The 17,216-nt window shown below is 32.7% G+C and carries 19 protein-coding genes; 2 read left to right on the top strand and 17 right to left on the bottom strand.

Going from position 1 to position 17,216, the window contains the following annotated elements; translation table 11 throughout:
* Positions 1–3 precede the first annotated feature (3 nt).
* Both RWO76_RS06885 and RWO76_RS06880 read right to left on the bottom strand, forming a co-directional pair.
* A complete protein-coding gene (locus tag RWO76_RS06885; protein WP_314354927.1) occupies positions 4–1,671 on the bottom strand; it encodes a formate--tetrahydrofolate ligase in 1,668 nt (555 codons plus the stop codon).
* Positions 1,672–1,688: 17 nt separating this feature from the next.
* On the bottom strand, positions 1,689–3,023 hold the full coding sequence (locus tag RWO76_RS06880; protein ID WP_314354926.1) for an MATE family efflux transporter: 1,335 nt from the start codon (positions 3,021–3,023) through the stop codon (positions 1,689–1,691).
* Positions 3,024–3,195: 172 nt separating this feature from the next.
* On the opposite strand from RWO76_RS06880, the gene RWO76_RS06875 reads away from it, so the two are divergent.
* Positions 3,196–3,501: a dTDP-glucose 4,6-dehydratase gene (locus tag RWO76_RS06875; RefSeq protein WP_314354925.1), complete on the top strand. Its 306-nt coding sequence runs from the start codon at positions 3,196–3,198 to the stop codon at positions 3,499–3,501.
* A gap of 67 nt (positions 3,502–3,568) precedes the next feature.
* Here the strand turns inward: RWO76_RS06875 and RWO76_RS06870 are convergent, their stop codons facing one another.
* Entirely contained in the window at positions 3,569–3,886 is a 318-nt protein-coding gene (locus RWO76_RS06870) for a metal-sulfur cluster assembly factor (protein ID WP_314354924.1), read from the bottom strand.
* Between the two features lie 4 nt (positions 3,887–3,890).
* Entirely contained in the window at positions 3,891–4,652 is a 762-nt protein-coding gene (locus RWO76_RS06865) for an alpha/beta fold hydrolase (RefSeq protein ID WP_314354923.1), read from the bottom strand.
* Positions 4,653–4,771: 119 nt separating this feature from the next.
* Here RWO76_RS06865 and RWO76_RS06860 point away from each other — a divergent pair, with 119 nt between their 5' ends.
* Positions 4,772–5,587: a Cof-type HAD-IIB family hydrolase gene (locus RWO76_RS06860; protein WP_314354922.1), complete on the top strand. Its 816-nt coding sequence runs from the start codon at positions 4,772–4,774 to the stop codon at positions 5,585–5,587.
* 243 nt (positions 5,588–5,830) lie between these two features.
* On the opposite strand, the gene RWO76_RS08825 is transcribed toward RWO76_RS06860, so the two are convergent.
* The 13 genes from RWO76_RS08825 to lpdA form a co-directional block, all read right to left on the bottom strand.
* A complete protein-coding gene (locus RWO76_RS08825; RefSeq protein ID WP_396276372.1) occupies positions 5,831–5,935 on the bottom strand; it encodes a putative holin-like toxin in 105 nt (34 codons plus the stop codon).
* Positions 5,936–6,381: 446 nt separating this feature from the next.
* A complete protein-coding gene (locus RWO76_RS06855) occupies positions 6,382–7,269 on the bottom strand; it encodes a diacylglycerol kinase family lipid kinase (protein WP_314354921.1) in 888 nt (295 codons plus the stop codon).
* A gap of 157 nt (positions 7,270–7,426) precedes the next feature.
* A complete protein-coding gene (locus RWO76_RS06850; RefSeq protein ID WP_314354920.1) occupies positions 7,427–8,764 on the bottom strand; it encodes an MFS transporter in 1,338 nt (445 codons plus the stop codon).
* A gap of 157 nt (positions 8,765–8,921) precedes the next feature.
* On the bottom strand, positions 8,922–9,476 hold the full coding sequence (locus tag RWO76_RS06845) for an NADPH-dependent FMN reductase (protein ID WP_314354919.1): 555 nt from the start codon (positions 9,474–9,476) through the stop codon (positions 8,922–8,924).
* A gap of 22 nt (positions 9,477–9,498) precedes the next feature.
* Positions 9,499–10,935 carry a signal recognition particle protein gene (gene ffh, locus RWO76_RS06840; protein WP_314354918.1) on the bottom strand — a complete coding sequence of 479 codons (1,437 nt, stop codon included), beginning with the start codon at positions 10,933–10,935 and terminating at the stop codon, positions 9,499–9,501.
* A gap of 20 nt (positions 10,936–10,955) precedes the next feature.
* The gene (locus RWO76_RS06835) at positions 10,956–11,294 is read right to left on the bottom strand and encodes a putative DNA-binding protein (RefSeq protein WP_006702459.1); all 339 of its coding nucleotides are present in this window, start codon (positions 11,292–11,294) and stop codon (positions 10,956–10,958) included.
* A gap of 79 nt (positions 11,295–11,373) precedes the next feature.
* On the bottom strand, positions 11,374–11,919 hold the full coding sequence (locus tag RWO76_RS06830) for a DUF1697 domain-containing protein (RefSeq protein ID WP_314354917.1): 546 nt from the start codon (positions 11,917–11,919) through the stop codon (positions 11,374–11,376).
* A 58-nt stretch (positions 11,920–11,977) separates the two neighbouring features.
* Complete coding sequence (locus tag RWO76_RS06825) at positions 11,978–12,406, bottom strand: hypothetical protein (protein WP_314354916.1); 429 nt, start codon at positions 12,404–12,406, stop codon at positions 11,978–11,980.
* Positions 12,407–12,541: 135 nt separating this feature from the next.
* Positions 12,542–13,087, bottom strand: coding sequence for a TIGR00730 family Rossman fold protein (locus RWO76_RS06820; protein ID WP_314354915.1), 546 nt, complete (start codon positions 13,085–13,087; stop codon positions 12,542–12,544).
* Between the two features lie 49 nt (positions 13,088–13,136).
* Complete coding sequence (locus RWO76_RS06815) at positions 13,137–13,916, bottom strand: inositol monophosphatase family protein (RefSeq protein ID WP_314354914.1); 780 nt, start codon at positions 13,914–13,916, stop codon at positions 13,137–13,139.
* Positions 13,917–13,930: 14 nt separating this feature from the next.
* Positions 13,931–14,203, bottom strand: coding sequence for a UPF0223 family protein (locus RWO76_RS06810; RefSeq protein WP_314354913.1), 273 nt, complete (start codon positions 14,201–14,203; stop codon positions 13,931–13,933).
* Between the two features lie 77 nt (positions 14,204–14,280).
* Complete coding sequence (locus RWO76_RS06805; protein ID WP_314354912.1) at positions 14,281–15,660, bottom strand: MATE family efflux transporter; 1,380 nt, start codon at positions 15,658–15,660, stop codon at positions 14,281–14,283.
* Positions 15,661–15,783: 123 nt separating this feature from the next.
* Positions 15,784–17,190 carry a dihydrolipoyl dehydrogenase gene (gene lpdA, locus RWO76_RS06800; RefSeq protein ID WP_314354911.1) on the bottom strand — a complete coding sequence of 469 codons (1,407 nt, stop codon included), beginning with the start codon at positions 17,188–17,190 and terminating at the stop codon, positions 15,784–15,786.
* Between the last annotated feature and the right edge of the window lie 26 nt (positions 17,191–17,216).

Below are 17,216 nucleotides of genomic sequence, written 5' to 3'. Positions count from 1 at the left end.
TGATTAAAATAAACCGGTCGCTCTACCGTCTTCTAATACATCCATCTTTAATGCAGCTGGTTTCTTTGGCAATCCTGGCATCGTTAATATATTGCCCGTTAAAGCTACAACAAATCCTGCTCCTAACTTAGGAACGAGCGAACGAACAGTTAATTCAAAGCCTGTTGGTCTTCCTAACAAAGTTGCATCATCTGAGAAGGAATATTGCGTCTTAGCAATACAAACTGGCAAATGATTCCAACCATTTTTCTCTAATTGTTTTAACTGTAATTTCGCTTCTTTTGTATATTGAACAGAACTTGCTCCATAAATTTTAGTTGCAATAGCTTCCAGTTGTTCTTCAGTCGTACTGTTTTCTTCACAGACTGAATGGAATTGAGATGTTGAATGTTCTAATAAGTGTAACACTTCTTTAGCTAATGCTACTCCACCATTTCCACCATTTTCCCATACAGAAGTAAAAATACAAGAAATCCCTTTTTTCTGACAAAGAGTTTGCACTAATTCTTTTTCTTGAGGAGTATCTGTTACAAATTCATTTAGTGCAACAACTGCTGGAAGTCCATAATGTTCTGTCATATTTTCAATATGTTTTTCTAAATTCTCAAAACCTTTTTCTAAAGCTTCTAAATTTTCTCCTTTTGTTAATCCAGAAAGGGAAACTCCTCCATGCATTTTAAGCGAACGAATCGTCGCCACAATGACAATGACATCGGGTGCTTTTTGTAATTGAGGAACTTTAATTTCTAAAAATTTCTGAGCCCCTAAATCAGCTCCAAATCCTGCTTCAGTTACAACAATTTCTCCAAGAGCTAGAGCGGCATTTGTCGCAATCACACTATTACATCCATGCGCTATATTGGCAAACGGTCCACCATGTACAATAGCAGGCGTATGTTCTAAGGTTTGAACTAAATTTGGTTTTATAGCATCTTTTAGTAATAATGTCAAAGCCCCTTGAACGTTTAAATCTTTCACAGTAACTGGATTTTTTTCAAAAGTATAGCCAATCACAATGTTTTCTAATCGTTGTTTCAAGTTTTTTAAGTCTGTTGCTAGGCATAAAATTGCCATCATTTCACTCGCAACCGTAATGTCAAATCCATCTTCACGAGGAACACCTTGAATTGGACCCCCTAATCCTACAATGACTTGTCGTAACGCTCGATCATTTAAATCTACTGCTCTTTTCCAAATAATTCTTCGACTATCAATTTGTAATTCATTTCCTTGATAAATATGATTATCGATAAATGCTGCCAATGCATTTGTAGCACAAGTTAATGCATGCATATCTCCGGTAAAATGCAAATTAATTTCTTCCATTGGAACAACTTGCGCATAACCTCCGCCGCAAGCTCCTCCTTTAATCCCCATTACAGGTCCTAATGAAGGTTCACGAAGCGCAATAATGGATTTTTTACCTAGTTTTGTAAAAGCATCTGCTAATCCTATCGTAACAGTTGATTTTCCTTCTCCAGCAGGAGTTGGACTCATAGCTGTCACTAACACTAATTTGCCTTTTTTCTCTTTAGAAATTCGATTGACATCAATTTTTGCTTTATATTTTCCATAAAATTCGATTTGTTCATCATCTAAACCAATACTTGAAGCAATTTCATGAATCGGTCTCATAACAGCTTCTTGAGCAATTTGAATATCTGATTTCATCCATACCCCTCCTTGAACTAACTATAACGTTGATATTTTCTTTTAAATGCATAATAAGTAATTGCTAATGGAACTAAGGAACCAAACCACGCTAATGGATTAGCAGTTGTTAATCCAATATAGCCAAAAATTTTTGTTAACACTAATGCAGCAAATACTCGCATCATTAACTCCATAATTCCTGCAATTGTTGGAATAACGGTTTTCCCTACCCCTTGTAATGTATAACGATAAATAAATAATAAAGATAAAATAGCATAGCATGAAGAATTAGCTAAAATATAAAGTCTGCCATATTCTACTACCGATTCATGACCAACACCTACAAACATTCTCATAAAATGTGGACTAAATAGAATTAATATAAATCCCACGCAAAAACTAAATATAAGGGAAAGTTTAATACAATCTCTAACACCTTTCCAAATACGATCATATAATTTTGCTCCATAATTTTGAGCTGAATAAGTCGCCATTGTAATTCCAAATGACATCATTGGCAATATTCCTAATTGGTCAATTTTTTGTGCAGCTGTATAGCCAGCGACCGCTTCATGACCTAAACGATTTAATACAATTTGCACCGTAATGGTTCCAATCGCAATAATGGACGATTGAAATCCCATTGGGAACGAAATATTCATATGATGCCATAAAAAATCTTTTGTAAAATGAACTGAATCTTTTTCTATATGTAAAATTGGAATTTTCTTTTTAATATAAATATAACAGCAAATAGCAGAGAATAATTGACTGACTACAGTTGCAAATCCAGAACCTCCAACTCCCATATTAAAATGAACAATAAATACGTAATCTAACAATATATTTAAAATACAAGATAGCACTAAAAAATAGAGCGGTGTATTCGCATCTCCAATTGCTCGAATAATATTCGATAATAAGTTAAACGCAATTTGAGCAAAAATCCCTGCAAAAATGACCATTAAATATTCATAAGCATAGTCGATAATTTCTGGAGGAGTTTGCATCATTTCTAATATTTGACGACAAAATAGCATACTTAATGCCGTTAACACAATCGAAGCTCCTACAGATATTAAGATAGAAACATAGAAACTTCGTTTTACTCCTTGTATATCTTTAGCCCCAAACTTTTGGGCAAGAGGAATTGCCAATCCAGCTGTCATACTAATGGCAAAGCCAATAATAAAGAAAACAATACTTCCAGTAGAACCAACTGCGGCAAGTGCTTGTACTCCAATATATCTGCCAACAAAATAAGTATCAGCCATATTATAGAATTGTTGAAAAACATTTCCAATTAATAATGGTAAGGTAAACCGAGAAATTAATTTCATCGGATTTCCAGATGTCATATCCTTCGCCATTGTACTCCTCTTTTCTACATACATACTCAATTATATAGTATACTAAAATATACATAAATTTGACAGTCATACCCTTAGAAAAATGATAGGATTCTCTGATTGTAACGATAAACTTTCCCTTTTTTAGACCTACAAATTATGTTACAATACAATCGAAAAGAGGCGAAGATTTATGGTTGAATTTGATAAAGAAAAAATTGCAAAAATGCAACAATATTTAGCAGAAATTACAGATCCTAACTTCCAAGGAAGTGCTACTGACAAAAGAATGGCTGTAGCAGAATTATTTAATTATTATCATTCAGATTGGCAGCAAGATGCCCTGCATTTTGTCGACAAAAATCTTGAATTATTTGATGATCAACGAATGCAAGAAATTTTTAAAACTTATAACTCTGGAAGAAAGAGTCCTCAAACAGTCATCCGTCAAGAAAAAAAGAGTAAATATAAACGACCAATGAAACCGGGTGAAGATTAAAATAACTTATTAAAACACTATAAAAGGCTTAAAATCATGAATAGATTTTAAGCCTTTTTCTATTTCATTATCGAATTCCTAATGCGATTCTTGCGTAACGAGACATTTTTTCTGGTGACCAAGCTGGGTACCATACTAATTTAACATCGATTGTTTTAATTTCTTCGATTCCTTTTAATGCACGATGAATTTCATCAGTTATAATATCAGCTAATGGACATCCCATTGTTGTTAGTGTTAAATTCACTTGGCAATGTCCTTCTTCATTTAACTCTACTCCATAAATTAATCCTAAGTTTACAATATCAATTCCTAATTCAGGGTCAATCACTGTTTCTAACGCTTCTAAAATTTTTTCTTTCATTACTTCTGCTGTTTCACTCATACGATTACTCCTCTACTAATGTTTGTTTTAAAAATTCTACAGATGCTTCAATGGCTTTAAACGTAACAAAATGTGGCACTTCTGGCGTTTCAATCCATTTTACGCGACTTGCATACGGTTCGTCTTTAATCTTTTCATAAAATGCATGGTTTAATTCATAAGGCACTTTTTTGTCTTCTACTCCATGCCAAATTAATACTGGACGTCCTGCAATTGTTTCAGGATTATCTGCTAATGACAAACTTTGTAACATTGGAATATATTTATCCATCAAATCAGGAGTTAATTCTACTGCTGGTTTATCTTTCATCCAAGTTGAAGTAAGCGACCATTTTGCAAATTCAACAGGATCAGCATTCCCCATCAAACTAACTGCTGCATATAAAAATGGAAAATGTTTTAATAATGCGTAAGTTGTCATTCCGCCCATACTAAATCCAATCGCTCCAATTTTGTCATCGACTAAATTTTCTTTCTGATAGGCACCAACTAATGTTGGAAATTCTTTAACATTTTGACCAATAATTTCCCATAATTCAAAGCCATTTAATTCAGATGTTTTTCGCTCGCCATGATATAATTGATCAGGTAAAATTGCACGCATCCCATTTATCGCAAGCATTGCTCCGTAGTGAATACAATTTTCCTTACTTCCAGTCCAACCATGATAACAAACAACTGTTGGAATCATTTTATCTTTATTTTCTTCTTGAACAATTTCTAAAATTGGAATATTTTCAATCATTTTTTCTTGAATAATAATCATAACTAACCTCTTTCTTCATATTTTATAAAAAATATGGTACACTCATAAAGATATTGTAACTAAATTGACAACTTGACGTCAATTAAAATCGATTAGATAAATCACTATAGGAGGAAATCATGAAACCAAAATTAATTGCACTAGATTTAGATGGCACAACTTTAAATGGGCAATCTGAATTTAATCCTATTACTATTCAAACCTTACATCGTTTAACAGAACTTGGGCATAAAATCGCCATTGTAACTGGGCGTCCTTATCGAAGCTCAAAACATTTATATGAAGAATTAGGATTAGGCGGGCCGCTAGTAAACTTCAATGGTGCCCTTTGTCATATTCCAAATGACGAAAATTGGCAAGGAGAATTTCACGTAACATTAGATGAAGAAATCGTTTTTGACATGTTAGATTTTCATAAAGAATTAGAATGTGATTATTTCATGGTTGAAGGAAAGCATCATTTATATGCTACCATTGAAAATATTCCTGATTCACCTTACTATCCAAAAGATCAACAACCTATCTTATTACAAAAAGATACGCAGTTAGTTGAAAAACCAACGGCTATTACCGTTTTTTCTAGTATTGAAAAACAACCTTTCATTAAAGAAAAAATTAAGGAACGTTATGGCCATACGATTGATGTTCGTACGTGGGGAGGCGATATGCCTTGCTTAGAAATTGTCACTTATGGTATCGATAAATCTACTGGAATCCAACATTTATCTCGTTATTATGGTATTCCAACAGAAGATGTTTTAGCTTTTGGAGATGAAGATAATGACTTAGAAATGATTGAATTCGCTGGGCACGGCGTTGCGATGAATAATGCCATTGATAGCCTAAAAGCAATTGCAGATGACGTTACCCCACTTCCACATGATCAAGATGGATTAGCTCATTACTTGATGAATTATTTTAAATTAGAAGCGTAAATGAATACATCTCTTACAAAATTCAAAAAGAAATTTCGAGCCTCAAACTGATTCTCCGATAGAATTTGTCAAACTAAAAGTAAGATGCAGATAGAATTATTTACATATTTTTTATATTCTGTTATACTTTAGATACAAAAAAAGCCGAGCACGAACTCGACTCTCTTGTAGACCGTTAAAAAGACGGTGGCTTATTGAATGATTTAAATAACACCACTCAACTCGTCAAAGTTGTGAGCGGTGTTATTTTTTTGTCATTATTTCTATGATTTTGACAATCAGAGACAACAATGCCAATAGTACCATGGCAAAGGTTCCTATCAATGTCATTACTTCATAGCTTGACAAATCGCAACCTCCTTCCTAGTAGATTTAATTCAATGCTCATAAGCATCACCTACCTTATTAAGAGATTGCCACCGCTTTCAAACTTTCTACGGATATACTGTACCATAAACATTTCTAAAATGGAATGGCTCTATTTTTAATCCTTCGATTTATAATTTAGTTTCCCCTATATTAGTGTTATTGTTCTTATATCAAAACAGTTGAGAAATTACGCTCAACTGTAATAAAATTCAAAAAGAAAAATTTTCTTTGTAGCTAAAGTAAAAAAATCCATCATGAGATGGATTTTTTTAGAGGCAAACTTCAAGACAAAGGCTTGAAGTTTAGCCATGAGACACCAAAGGTGGCTGCTGGCGGCCTAGCCTACAAAGGGAATTTTTTCTTTTGAATTTTATATACGCAAAACATCATTCAATTCACTTGAAGGATCGGATATCCTATTTTTTCTATTCTTCTTCAATTGGATATGAATAGATTTCAATATGATTTCCTAACACTTTAATTTCCACTGGTAAATCATCTGATTGATCTCCATCGATATCTGATTCAATTTCGATATCAGAAGAAATTTTAATCGTTTTTGCTTTAATATATTCAATACTATCATTTTCTACAACATCCCCTTTTAATAAATCAGGAATTAATGATAATTTAGAGAAAATAGATGCATCTTTTAAAATTAAAATATTAGCATATCCTACTTTGTTTTCATCAAATATTTTTTTATCAGAGAAATAGTTCGATAATAACACTAATACTTGACTAGCTTCTCCTTCATAATTGCCATTTTCAGTTTCAACTTTAATATTAAAAACTTCATCTCTAATAACAGATTTTACTGTATTAATCGCATATGCAAACATTCCAAATTTTGTTTTATCTTCTATTTCTACATTATGAATTGCTTCTGGTAATGAACCTACACTGAAGATATAACCAAAATAATGCTCATTTGCTTTACCAATATCAATTTTATTTGTTAAATTAAAATCTAAACTTTCGATTGCTTTATCGATATCTTGATCAATTTGTACTAATTTAGTAATTAAATTACCTGTTCCTCCAGGAATAATCCCTAATTTTGGAATATATTCTTTTTCCGCAATCCCTGAAATAACTTCATTTACCGTACCATCTCCACCGAAAACAATTACTGCCTCATATTTTTCTTTAGCTGCTTCTTCAGCAAAAAGAGTGGCATCTAAAGCTTTTTCAGTAATTCGTGTTTCAACCACTTCAAAATATTCTTTTGCTTTATTTTCAATTTTTTCTTTGTAATTTAATGCTTGTTCTCCTCCAGAGGTAGGGTTAATAATAACCATTGCCTTTTTCAAATCATCAGCTCCTTAATTTTAATCTATATTATTTTTATAATATATTAAAATTATATCATAGAATTTAGAAAACGCATTCTAACTTGCCTATGAAGTTAAACTACTAAAAAAGAAAAAATCCTGTTAGTGTTTTATCACTAACAGGATTAGTCCATTATTATACTTCGCTAGGTTTTCTTGTCTTCTTATATTGAACAGCAAAAATAACTAAAGCTAATAAAATTAAACTTGTAATAAACATTAAACTATATTTTCCAGCAAATGGTAATCGATCCATATTCGCAGAAAAAATTCTTGCCACGACTGTTGTTGAAATAGCACCTGTAAACTGCTGTAAAGTATTAACGATACTATTTCCATCCGCTTGAACATCCTTGTCTAATTGCATTAAACAAAATGTTACATTACTTCCCATAACAAATCCATTTCCGCTCATTAAAATAATGTTCAGAGCTAATAATGGAAGAATCGCTAACTGTTCAAAGAAGACACTAATTAATACTCCACCAATACTTGCTAAAATTAAACCTGTTAATAAAGGTTTTAACGGTCCTTTAATATCAAACCATTTACCTGAAACAGGAGCCAATAAAGCAACCATCGCTGCACCAGGGAACATAAATAGTCCCGCAGTTGTCGCACTTTGATTCAAACCTAATTGTAAGTAATTTGGATAAACAAATGATAAGCCTAATACTGTCGCTTGGAACGCTAATACTACATATAACATTCCATTAAAAGTATGATTTTTAAATGGTACAAAGGATAATAATGGATTTTTACGATTGAAATATTCAAATAATCCACCCGTTACTACTGCACTTAATAGCCATACAAGAGATAAATGTTCAATTGCCATTAATAAACAAGCTAAACAATTTGCTAAAAAGAAAAATGCTAACACATTAAATGGTGATTTTTGAATACTTTTCTCTTTTGGAATCGCCCATAAACCAATCACTAAAGAAATGACTAAGCATGGAATTAAAATCCAGTATATAAATCTCCATCCTAAAGCTGCTGAAACTAATCCACCAAAAGTTGGTCCAATAGGTGGTGCTAAGGCTGTTGTCATAGAACCTAATCCAATGACTGTACCATGTTGCTCAATTGGAACTTGAGTTAATACAATATGGAACATTAATGGTAATGCAATTCCCGTACCAACCCCTTGTAAAAATCTTCCAAATAATAGCATCATTAAATTAGGAGAAATACAATTGATTAAAACCCCTATAATAAAAATTAAATTCGAAGCTAAAAATAATTGTCTTGTTGTAAAATTACGCACTAAATACGCAGAAATAGGAACAACAATAGCAATGGCTAATAAATAACCTGTTGTAACCCATTGAATTCCAGATGAAGTTGTCTGAAATTCTTGCATTAATGTCGGAAATGTCACATTCATTGCCGTTTCAATTAATACACCGCAGAAACTCATAATGGCTGTCGCAATTACTGCTGGCAATACATGCCATTTTTCATTATTCATTCATGTTACATCCTTTCAATTTATTGCTATACATTTCACTAAAAATCCATAGCCAAATATCTTACCATAATTCATTTATAAAAAGCCACTGAAAACTATTTTAGATACAAAGAAAAAAGACCAGACAAAAGCCTGGCCGTTTCTATTCATTCAATCATTATTTTTCTAATGCTTCCACTAATAATTCCACTTGTTTATCTAACTCTACTCTATCTTCCTCTGTTAGAGTTAAAACGCCTGTTTGGAATCCTGCTCCGATATGAAGTCCTACTGTTTTTTCTAGTGGATTCATACGCATTTTAGTAGCTAATTCTGTTAGAGCACGTAAAACATTTGCTCCACCAGAATGTCCTGCTGCACTACTGAAAGCAATTAATTTGCCATCAATATAAGCAGGAGGTGCATAAGAAGTAATATCTAATGAACGAGACATCCAGTCTAAACCATTTTTTAAACTTCCTGGTAAACTTCCGTTATATTCAGGAGAGACAATCCAAACAGCTTGAGACGCTTCAAAATCTCCACGATACTCTTCTACAATAGCAGGAGCTGGGAATTCAATATCTTGACTGAAAAATGGTACATCTTTAAAACTAATTTGTTTTGTTTGATAGCCTTTTTCAACTAATTTTTCTTGTACATAATCAATAATAGTTTGATTAAAAGATTCTTTTCTCAATGAACCATTAATGAATAATACTTGTTTTGACATTGCAAACTCTCCTTCTATGTTATTAACGTTTTTTCTTTAATTTTTTCAATTTATTTTGTTTTTGACGACGAGCATATTGTTGCATAGCAATTTGACCTAATTTATTACGGCCTCCACCCATGCCTAATTGTCCCATCATCGATTCCATAGCTTGCATATTTCCATTTGACATTTGATTCATCATTTTTTTCGATTCATTAAATTGTTTAATCAAACGGTTTACTTCTGCTAATGGACGAGCTGAACCTGCTGCAATTCTTTTACGTCTTGCTTGTGATAAAATATCTGGATTTTCACGTTCTGCTGGCGTCATTGATAAGACAATAGCTTTCATACGTGCTGTATCTTTTGGATCCACTTTTAAATCATTTAATCCTGGAATTTTATTTAACCCAGGAATCATTTTTAAGATATCTTCCAAAGGTCCCATTTTATTGACTTGATCTAATTGGTCGATAAAATCATTGAAGTCAAATGTATTTGCTTTAATTTTATCCGCCATTTCTTGAGCTTTTGCTTCATCAAAATCTTGTTGAGCTTTTTCAATTAAAGTCATGATATCGCCCATACCAAGAATACGAGAAGCCATACGTTCAGGATAGAAAATTTCAAAATCTTCTAATTTTTCTCCACGACCAGAGAACTTAATTGGTTTCCCTGTTACAGAACGAATTGATAGAGCTGCACCACCACGAGTGTCCCCATCTAATTTTGTTAAAATAACCCCTGTAATATCTAAACGCTCATTAAATGTTTCAGCAACATTCACAGCATCTTGCCCTGTCATTGCATCGACTACTAATAAGATTTCATTTGGATTCGCAACAGCTTTAATATTTTGTAATTCTTCCATTAAAGCTTCATCGATATGTAAGCGACCTGCAGTATCGATAATTACTAAGTCACGACCTTCAATCGTTGCACGTTCAATCGCTTGCTTTGCAATCTCAACTGGATTAACATCTGTTCCTAATGAAAATACTGGATAATTTAATTGTTTCCCTAACGTTTGTAATTGATCAATAGCGGCTGGTCGGTATACGTCGGCTGCTACTAATAATGGACGTTTGTTTTCATGTTTTGCTAAAAATGAAGCTAATTTACCAGCAGTTGTTGTTTTACCTGCCCCTTGTAAACCAACCATCATCACAACAGTAGGTGGCTTAGGTGAAAATTGGAATGGAGCTTGTTCTCCACCCATTAATTCTGTTAATTCTTCATTAACAATTTTTACAACTTGTTGTGCTGGAGATAAAGCTTCTAATACATTAGAACCTAAAGCACGTTCATTTACTTTTCGTACAAAATCTTTTACAACTTTGAAGTTAACGTCTGCTTCTAATAACGCTAAACGAACTTCACGCATCATTTGTTTTAAATCAGCTTCGGTAATTTTTCCTTTTTTTGTTACCGAACCCATCGCATTTTGCAAGCGATCTGATAATCCTTCAAATGCCATTTTCTCACTCCTCAATCAGGCTATTTATTCATTTCTTGTAAGTCTGTCATCAATTGTTGCAATTGATGGTCATTTGGATAATGTTCTTTGATATGCTGTTCAATTCCATCATAGATAGCTTGTCTTTTATAAAAATCATTTACTAAATGTAATTCTTGTTCATAATCTTCTAATAATTGAGCAGATCGTCGAATATTATCATATACGGCTTGTCGACTAACCTCGAATTCTTCTGCAATTTCTCCAAGAGAATAATCTTCCCCGTAATATAATTCCATATATCCTAGTTGTTTTTCAGTCAAAAGTTTGCCATAAAATTCTAACAACAAATTCATCTGAGTTGTCTTTTCAATTTCCATTGCCATCCTCCTGTCCTTAAACTCACTTTCTAATTATAACAAAAACTAGCGTTTATGCCAATTGCAATGAAATTTAGAACTATTTTTCACTTTCTAAAATTTGAGCTATTTTTTCAAATGTGTTTCCATTTCTAATCGTAATCTTTTTATAAAAATTTTGCTTTAGTAACTGTTTATGGTAAGTAGTCTTTAAATATTCTGCTTCATCGAATTTCCCCCAAAACACAGCATGATTTCCTATATGTATGATTTCATTATAAAAATTTGCTTGACGAAGAAAATCTAGCACAGAGCTTTTATCTAATTGATAAGAAAAGAATAATACATCTCTTCTTGCCAAGTCTTCATTCCACCAATCTGGTAAATTTGTTTTTTCTTCTAAGTATTCTTCTTTCGTCAATAAAGCAAAGGGGATTGAAAATTCATAATGACTTTCTAGCAAATCTTTGATTTTGCAAATACAAATATCTAGTGTATCCGTACTACTAAAAAATAAATTCCCACTATTAATATAGGAGTGAACATCTTGAAAATTTACCTCTTCTAATAATGCTTTCAGTTCACTCATAACTACTTTATTTTTACCACCAACATTAATTCCACGTAACAAAAGGATGTATCTCACTATATAGTCTCCTTCATTTAATCATTTTACAATCACATTAATGATTATACGACAAAATTCAAATTGTTAGTATGAAACAATATCCAATGTTTGATATCGAATCATACAAATACAATTTTTTAGTACCTTTTAGGTTAACAAATTTATAAACAAAACGTTTCTCCTCTAATAGATTTTCTATTTGATTTTGTTTTTCTTTTAATGATTCATTCTTTTTACTTTCTGTATTTAAGATATTCCTAAATTCTTTTTGGTAAATCGCTTCAAGATTACTATCCTCATTATTAAAGTTAATTTCACCCTCTATAGAAAAGGAGTAAATATCAAATCTGTCGTTCTCAAATCCTCTCTCACTTTTATAAGCCATTTTTATATTTTTAACTGAAGTCCCTAGTTCAGAAAGCTCATTTCTATTGTTCTGGGCAAAATGATTAAACGTAAAAACACAGGTAACTAATATCAATATAAGAATAATACTCTTTTTCATAACATACCCACCCCATTTTACACCTCTAAAAATAACTCTAAACTTTCCTACTCTCACTATTATAACCTCATTACTGTTCAAAAAACTGATCATTTAAATAGTTTTACCAAATATTAAAAAGCGTCAGAATCTCCTCTAACGCTTTTTATAGTTTTCGATTAAATTTTCAATTTCCTCTAGTGATTTTGCAAAATGTATTTGATTTCTATCTTCCTTGCTTAATAGATTTGTCGTTACCATATGATTGAAAAAAGCCTCTAAATGGTCATAATAGCCTTCCATATTGTAGAAAATACAAATTCCATTCGTTTGACCGACTCTTACCCATGAAACGACTTCTGCAATTTCTTCTAGTGTCCCTGGACCTCCAGGAAGTGCAATATATACTTCACTTAATTCAATCATTTTATTTTTACGTTCTGACATCGTTTCAACAATATGAAGCTTTGTAATATCTTTTTTAGCAATTTCTCGCTCTACAAAAAATTGTGGCATGACACCAATAACTTCTCCAGCCGATTTCATAACAGAGGTTGCAACCACTCCCATTAAGCCAGTATTTCCTCCACCATAAACAAGTGTGTGGTTCTTCTTCGCTATCCAGTTCCCTAGTTCTTCTGTTCTTTCATCAAAAATTGAATCATTACTCTGACTAGCGGCACAATAAACTGCAATATTCATAAATTCTCCTTATAAAAGAGAGTCGTAAAATCTTACGACTCGATTCCTATTATTTAAATGCTGCAATAATTTCATCTGCAATCTCTTTTGAACAGATAACTCCTGTAGTCTTTTTGTTTGGTACTAAGAAGTCTACTTCTTTTCCATCTACTGTACTATAGTGTAAATCTAATTCTTTTGCAATTACCATACCAGCAGCAATATCCCATGGTGCTAATAATGTTGATACATAAGCAACAGATTTTCCTAATACTACTTGGATATGTTCAATTGAAGAAGCTCCATAAGTACGAGTTACCATTGCTTTACGAATCATAGCGGCTTCTTTTTCATTCGCCTCTAATAACATAAATCCGTTTACGTTAATAGAGCTATCACCGATACTATGAACTTCTGGTTTAGATAAACGACGACCATTGCAATAAGCACCGTAATCTTTAATACCATAAACAAAACGATCACGCATTACATCATAAATGTAACCTAATAAACCTACACCATCTTTATATAAAGCGACCATAATTCCAAAATCTTCTTGACGTTTTACAAAGTTTAATGTGCCATCGATTGGATCAATTAACCATACATATCCGTCCATTGAAGTTAATTCGTCACCAAACCCTTCTTCACCCATAATTTTATGTGTTGGGAATTGTTCACGAATTTTTGAAATTAAAAATTGTTCGATTTCTTTATCAACATTTGTTACTAAGTCATTACGACTAGATTTTGTATCTACTGTAATTGATTCACCAAAGCTATGACGAATTTTATTTCCAGCCTCCATAATCCAATCATTGACTAATAAATGTGTTGCAAATAAATCCATAACTAACATCCTTTCTATTGTTCCATTTTGATTCTTTTTGAAGCATTTTTACTCATTTGAACGACACGGTATAAACTATATCCAGAAACCGATTCAAATTCTTTACCTAGTTTTTTTTCTTCACCAATACTTTTTACAATCGTTTTGAAATCTTTATATCGTTTGATAAATAATTCTGTTTCAATTCCACGTTCATAAGCATCTTCTACTGCATTCCATAATGAAATAACCGTTGACATTTCTTGGTGAGTCCAATCCAAGTCTAATGGATAACTATAATTTGCCAAATAAGTCCCTCCTCAAAAAAGTACACCACTTAGTATACACCTTTTTCTTGAAAATAAAAAGGCTTATCCTTTCTCTCCTAATCTAGAGAAATACGAATGTTTTTCCATTTTCCTGATTTAAATCTAAATAGAATAATGAGCCAACGAATAAATTGATCAATAAATACTGCATACCAAGCTCCAGCTAAACCTAATCCAACTATATTTACAAAAATATATCCTAAACTAACTCGTATAAGAATTGAACCTACAAAAATGGCAATCAATGGCCAAACGGTATCTCCTGCTCCTCTAAGGGCACCAGAAGTAATTAATTGATGACTTTGGAACGGTTGAACAAATGCTACAATTGTTAAAGCAATCATTGTATTTTGAATAATTTCAGGTTCTGTAGAATAAAATTCTGCCAAAGTTTGCGAACCGAAAAAGATAAATAGTGACATCCCAATTGCAATAACAAAACCAATTCGTTGACACATTCTAGTATACATTCTTGCCAATTGTTCATTTTTAGCTCCTAAAGATTGTCCCATTAAAGTTGATGCTGTAATCCCAAAAGCTTGGGCAGGTGAATAAGTTAAATTTAAAATATTTAATGAAATTTGATGAGCCGCATAAACATTTGTCCCCAATCCAGAAACAATATTTAAAAATGAAATAATTCCCACTCTTAATGCTAACTGTTCTAAAGCAGTCGGTAAACCAATTCGGATTAAATCTTTCATCATTTCAAAACGAAATTGAAACTTTTCTTTAAAATCTAAATATAAAACACTTTTCTTAGACAATACATACCGCAAATTTAACGACATTGCAATCACATTACTGAATGCTGTTGAAATAGCTGCTCCAGTTACACCAAGTACTGGGAAACCAAATAAACCATAAATTAAAACAGCATTTCCAAGTACATTTAAACTATTTGCGATTAGATTATTACGCATCGGAATTTTTGTTTCGCCAATCCCGCGTAAAGCAGCTGTCATCGTAAATGAAAAGGATTGGAAAATAAATCCTAGCATAATAACACGAAAATATGCTGTCCCTACTTCAATAACAGAAGCATCGGCGCCTAAAAAAGCTAATATGTATGGTGCTAAAATAATCATCACCACTGAAATAGGAATCACAAATCCTAGCATCGCCAGTAACATCACATGTTTTAAGACTAGACTAATATTTTTATATTTTTTTGCTCCATAATAACGAGCAATGATAGCTGTTCCTCCGACATTCAATGCTTGAACAAAACTTAATCCTAAAAATACGGGTTGATTCGTCATCCCAACAGCTGATACTGCTTGAGCTGCATGTTCTGAAATACGACCTACCATCATCATATCGACCATTCCGAATAAAGATCCTAATAATACTTCAATAAAAACAGGCCATACAATATGAAAAATATTCATTCTTAACTCTGTTTTATTAAACTTCTGATCTATAATCTCTTCCATGCCATCTCTCCTTCTTTAAAAAGTACTTTCTATTTTATACCTATTAGAAAGGATAAGCAACTCAAAATGTTATCGAAATACAAAAAAGACCGAGAAAACTCGGCCTTTCAAACATAAAATTTATTAAATATGAATTGGCATTCCTAATGCTAATTCAGCTGTATCCATAATTACTTCAGCTAATGATGGATGTGAGTGGATTGTTAATGCGATATCTTCTGCATTCATACCTGCTTCAACCGCTAAACCTAATTCTGCGATTAAGTCACTTGCATTTACCCCTGCTACTTGAGCACCAACGATTACATTATCGTCTTTTGTTGTAATTAAACGAACAAAACCTTCAGTTGCATTTAATGAAATTGCACGTCCATTTCCACCTAGAGGGAATTTAGATGCTTTAACTTTTAATCCTGCATCTTTCGCTTGTTGTTGAGTATAACCAACAGAAGCTAATTCTGGATCTGTAAACGCAACAGCTGGCATTGCACGATAATCAACAGCAACTGGTTTACCTGAGATTGCTTCAGCAGCAATTTTACCTTCGTAACTTGCTTTATGTGCTAATGCTGCACCAGGAACGATATCTCCAATTGCGAAAATGTTTTTAATATTTGTACGTCCTTGGTTGTCTACTTTCACTAAACCACGTTCAGTCATTTCAACACCTACAACGTCTAATCCTAATTCATCAGTATTTGGACGGCGTCCTACAGCAACCATTACATAATCAGCAACGATTGATTGTTCTTTTCCTTCAACTTCGAATTTAACTGTTACGCTATCTCCATTGTCAACAGCTTCTTTAGCCATTGCAGAAGTAATAACTTTAACACCTTTTTTAGCGAAATCATCTTCTACTAATTTCACCATATCTTTATCGAACATTGATAGAATGCTTGGAGCACCTTCTAAAATTGTTACTTCAGAACCTAAGTTAGCATAAGCTCCACCTAATTCTGAACCGATTACTCCACCACCGATAACAACTAATTTTTTAGGAACATCTTTTAATCCTAAACCACCAGTTGAATCAATCACACGTCCACCAAATTTGAAACCTTTGATTTCAATTGGACGGCTACCAGTTGCAACAATTGCATGGTTGAATGAATATGTTTGAGCAGAATCTTCTGTCACAACACGTAATGTGTGGTCATCTACTAGGAAAGCTTCTCCACGGATGATTTCCACTTTATTTTTCTTTAATAAGTACTCAATACCAGAAGTTAATTTTTTAACAACTTGGTTATCTTTCCATTCTTGAGTTTTCGCAAAATCTAATACTACTTCTTTTGCAGTTACTCCGAAAACTTCAGAATGTTGAGCTTCTTGATAATGATGTCCTGCAGAAATTAATGCTTTAGATGGAATACATCCAACGTTTAAACACACACCACCAATATATTCTTTTTCAATAATCGCAACTTTTTGTCCTTCTTGAGCTGCACGAATTGCAGCAACATACCCACCAGGGCCGGCACCAATTACGACTGTATCTAGTTCAATAGCGAAATCGCCTACTACCATCTTTTTCACCTCTTAAAAGTTTTCAA

The organism is uncultured Granulicatella sp. (assembly GCF_963521425.1).
Lineage (GTDB): Bacteria > Bacillota > Bacilli > Lactobacillales > Aerococcaceae > Granulicatella.
Note: the sequence above shows the minus strand (reverse complement) of the source record. Positions and strands in the feature narration are given on the sequence as shown.

Excerpts from the sequence above, each read along its gene's own strand:
- RWO76_RS06865 (WP_314354923.1), bottom strand. The coding sequence starts at position 4,652 with ATGATTATTATTCAAGAAAAAATGATTGAAAATATTCCAATTTTAGAA.
- RWO76_RS06880 (WP_314354926.1), bottom strand. The coding sequence starts at position 3,023 with ATGGCGAAGGATATGACATCTGGAAATCCGATGAAATTAATTTCTCGG.
- RWO76_RS06885 (WP_314354927.1), bottom strand. The coding sequence starts at position 1,671 with ATGAAATCAGATATTCAAATTGCTCAAGAAGCTGTTATGAGACCGATT.
- lpdA (WP_314354911.1), bottom strand. The coding sequence starts at position 17,190 with ATGGTAGTAGGCGATTTCGCTATTGAACTAGATACAGTCGTAATTGGT.
- RWO76_RS06845 (WP_314354919.1), bottom strand. The coding sequence starts at position 9,476 with ATGTCAAAACAAGTATTATTCATTAATGGTTCATTGAGAAAAGAATCT.
- RWO76_RS06825 (WP_314354916.1), bottom strand. The coding sequence starts at position 12,406 with ATGAAAAAGAGTATTATTCTTATATTGATATTAGTTACCTGTGTTTTT.
- RWO76_RS06860 (WP_314354922.1), top strand. The coding sequence starts at position 4,772 with ATGAAACCAAAATTAATTGCACTAGATTTAGATGGCACAACTTTAAAT.
- RWO76_RS06870 (WP_314354924.1), bottom strand. The coding sequence starts at position 3,886 with ATGAGTGAAACAGCAGAAGTAATGAAAGAAAAAATTTTAGAAGCGTTA.
- RWO76_RS06835 (WP_006702459.1), bottom strand. The coding sequence starts at position 11,294 with ATGGAAATTGAAAAGACAACTCAGATGAATTTGTTGTTAGAATTTTAT.
- RWO76_RS06805 (WP_314354912.1), bottom strand. The coding sequence starts at position 15,660 with ATGGAAGAGATTATAGATCAGAAGTTTAATAAAACAGAGTTAAGAATG.
- RWO76_RS06875 (WP_314354925.1), top strand. The coding sequence starts at position 3,196 with ATGGTTGAATTTGATAAAGAAAAAATTGCAAAAATGCAACAATATTTA.
- ffh (WP_314354918.1), bottom strand. The coding sequence starts at position 10,935 with ATGGCATTTGAAGGATTATCAGATCGCTTGCAAAATGCGATGGGTTCG.
- RWO76_RS06820 (WP_314354915.1), bottom strand. The coding sequence starts at position 13,087 with ATGAATATTGCAGTTTATTGTGCCGCTAGTCAGAGTAATGATTCAATT.
- RWO76_RS06815 (WP_314354914.1), bottom strand. The coding sequence starts at position 13,916 with ATGGATTTATTTGCAACACATTTATTAGTCAATGATTGGATTATGGAG.
- RWO76_RS06850 (WP_314354920.1), bottom strand. The coding sequence starts at position 8,764 with ATGAATAATGAAAAATGGCATGTATTGCCAGCAGTAATTGCGACAGCC.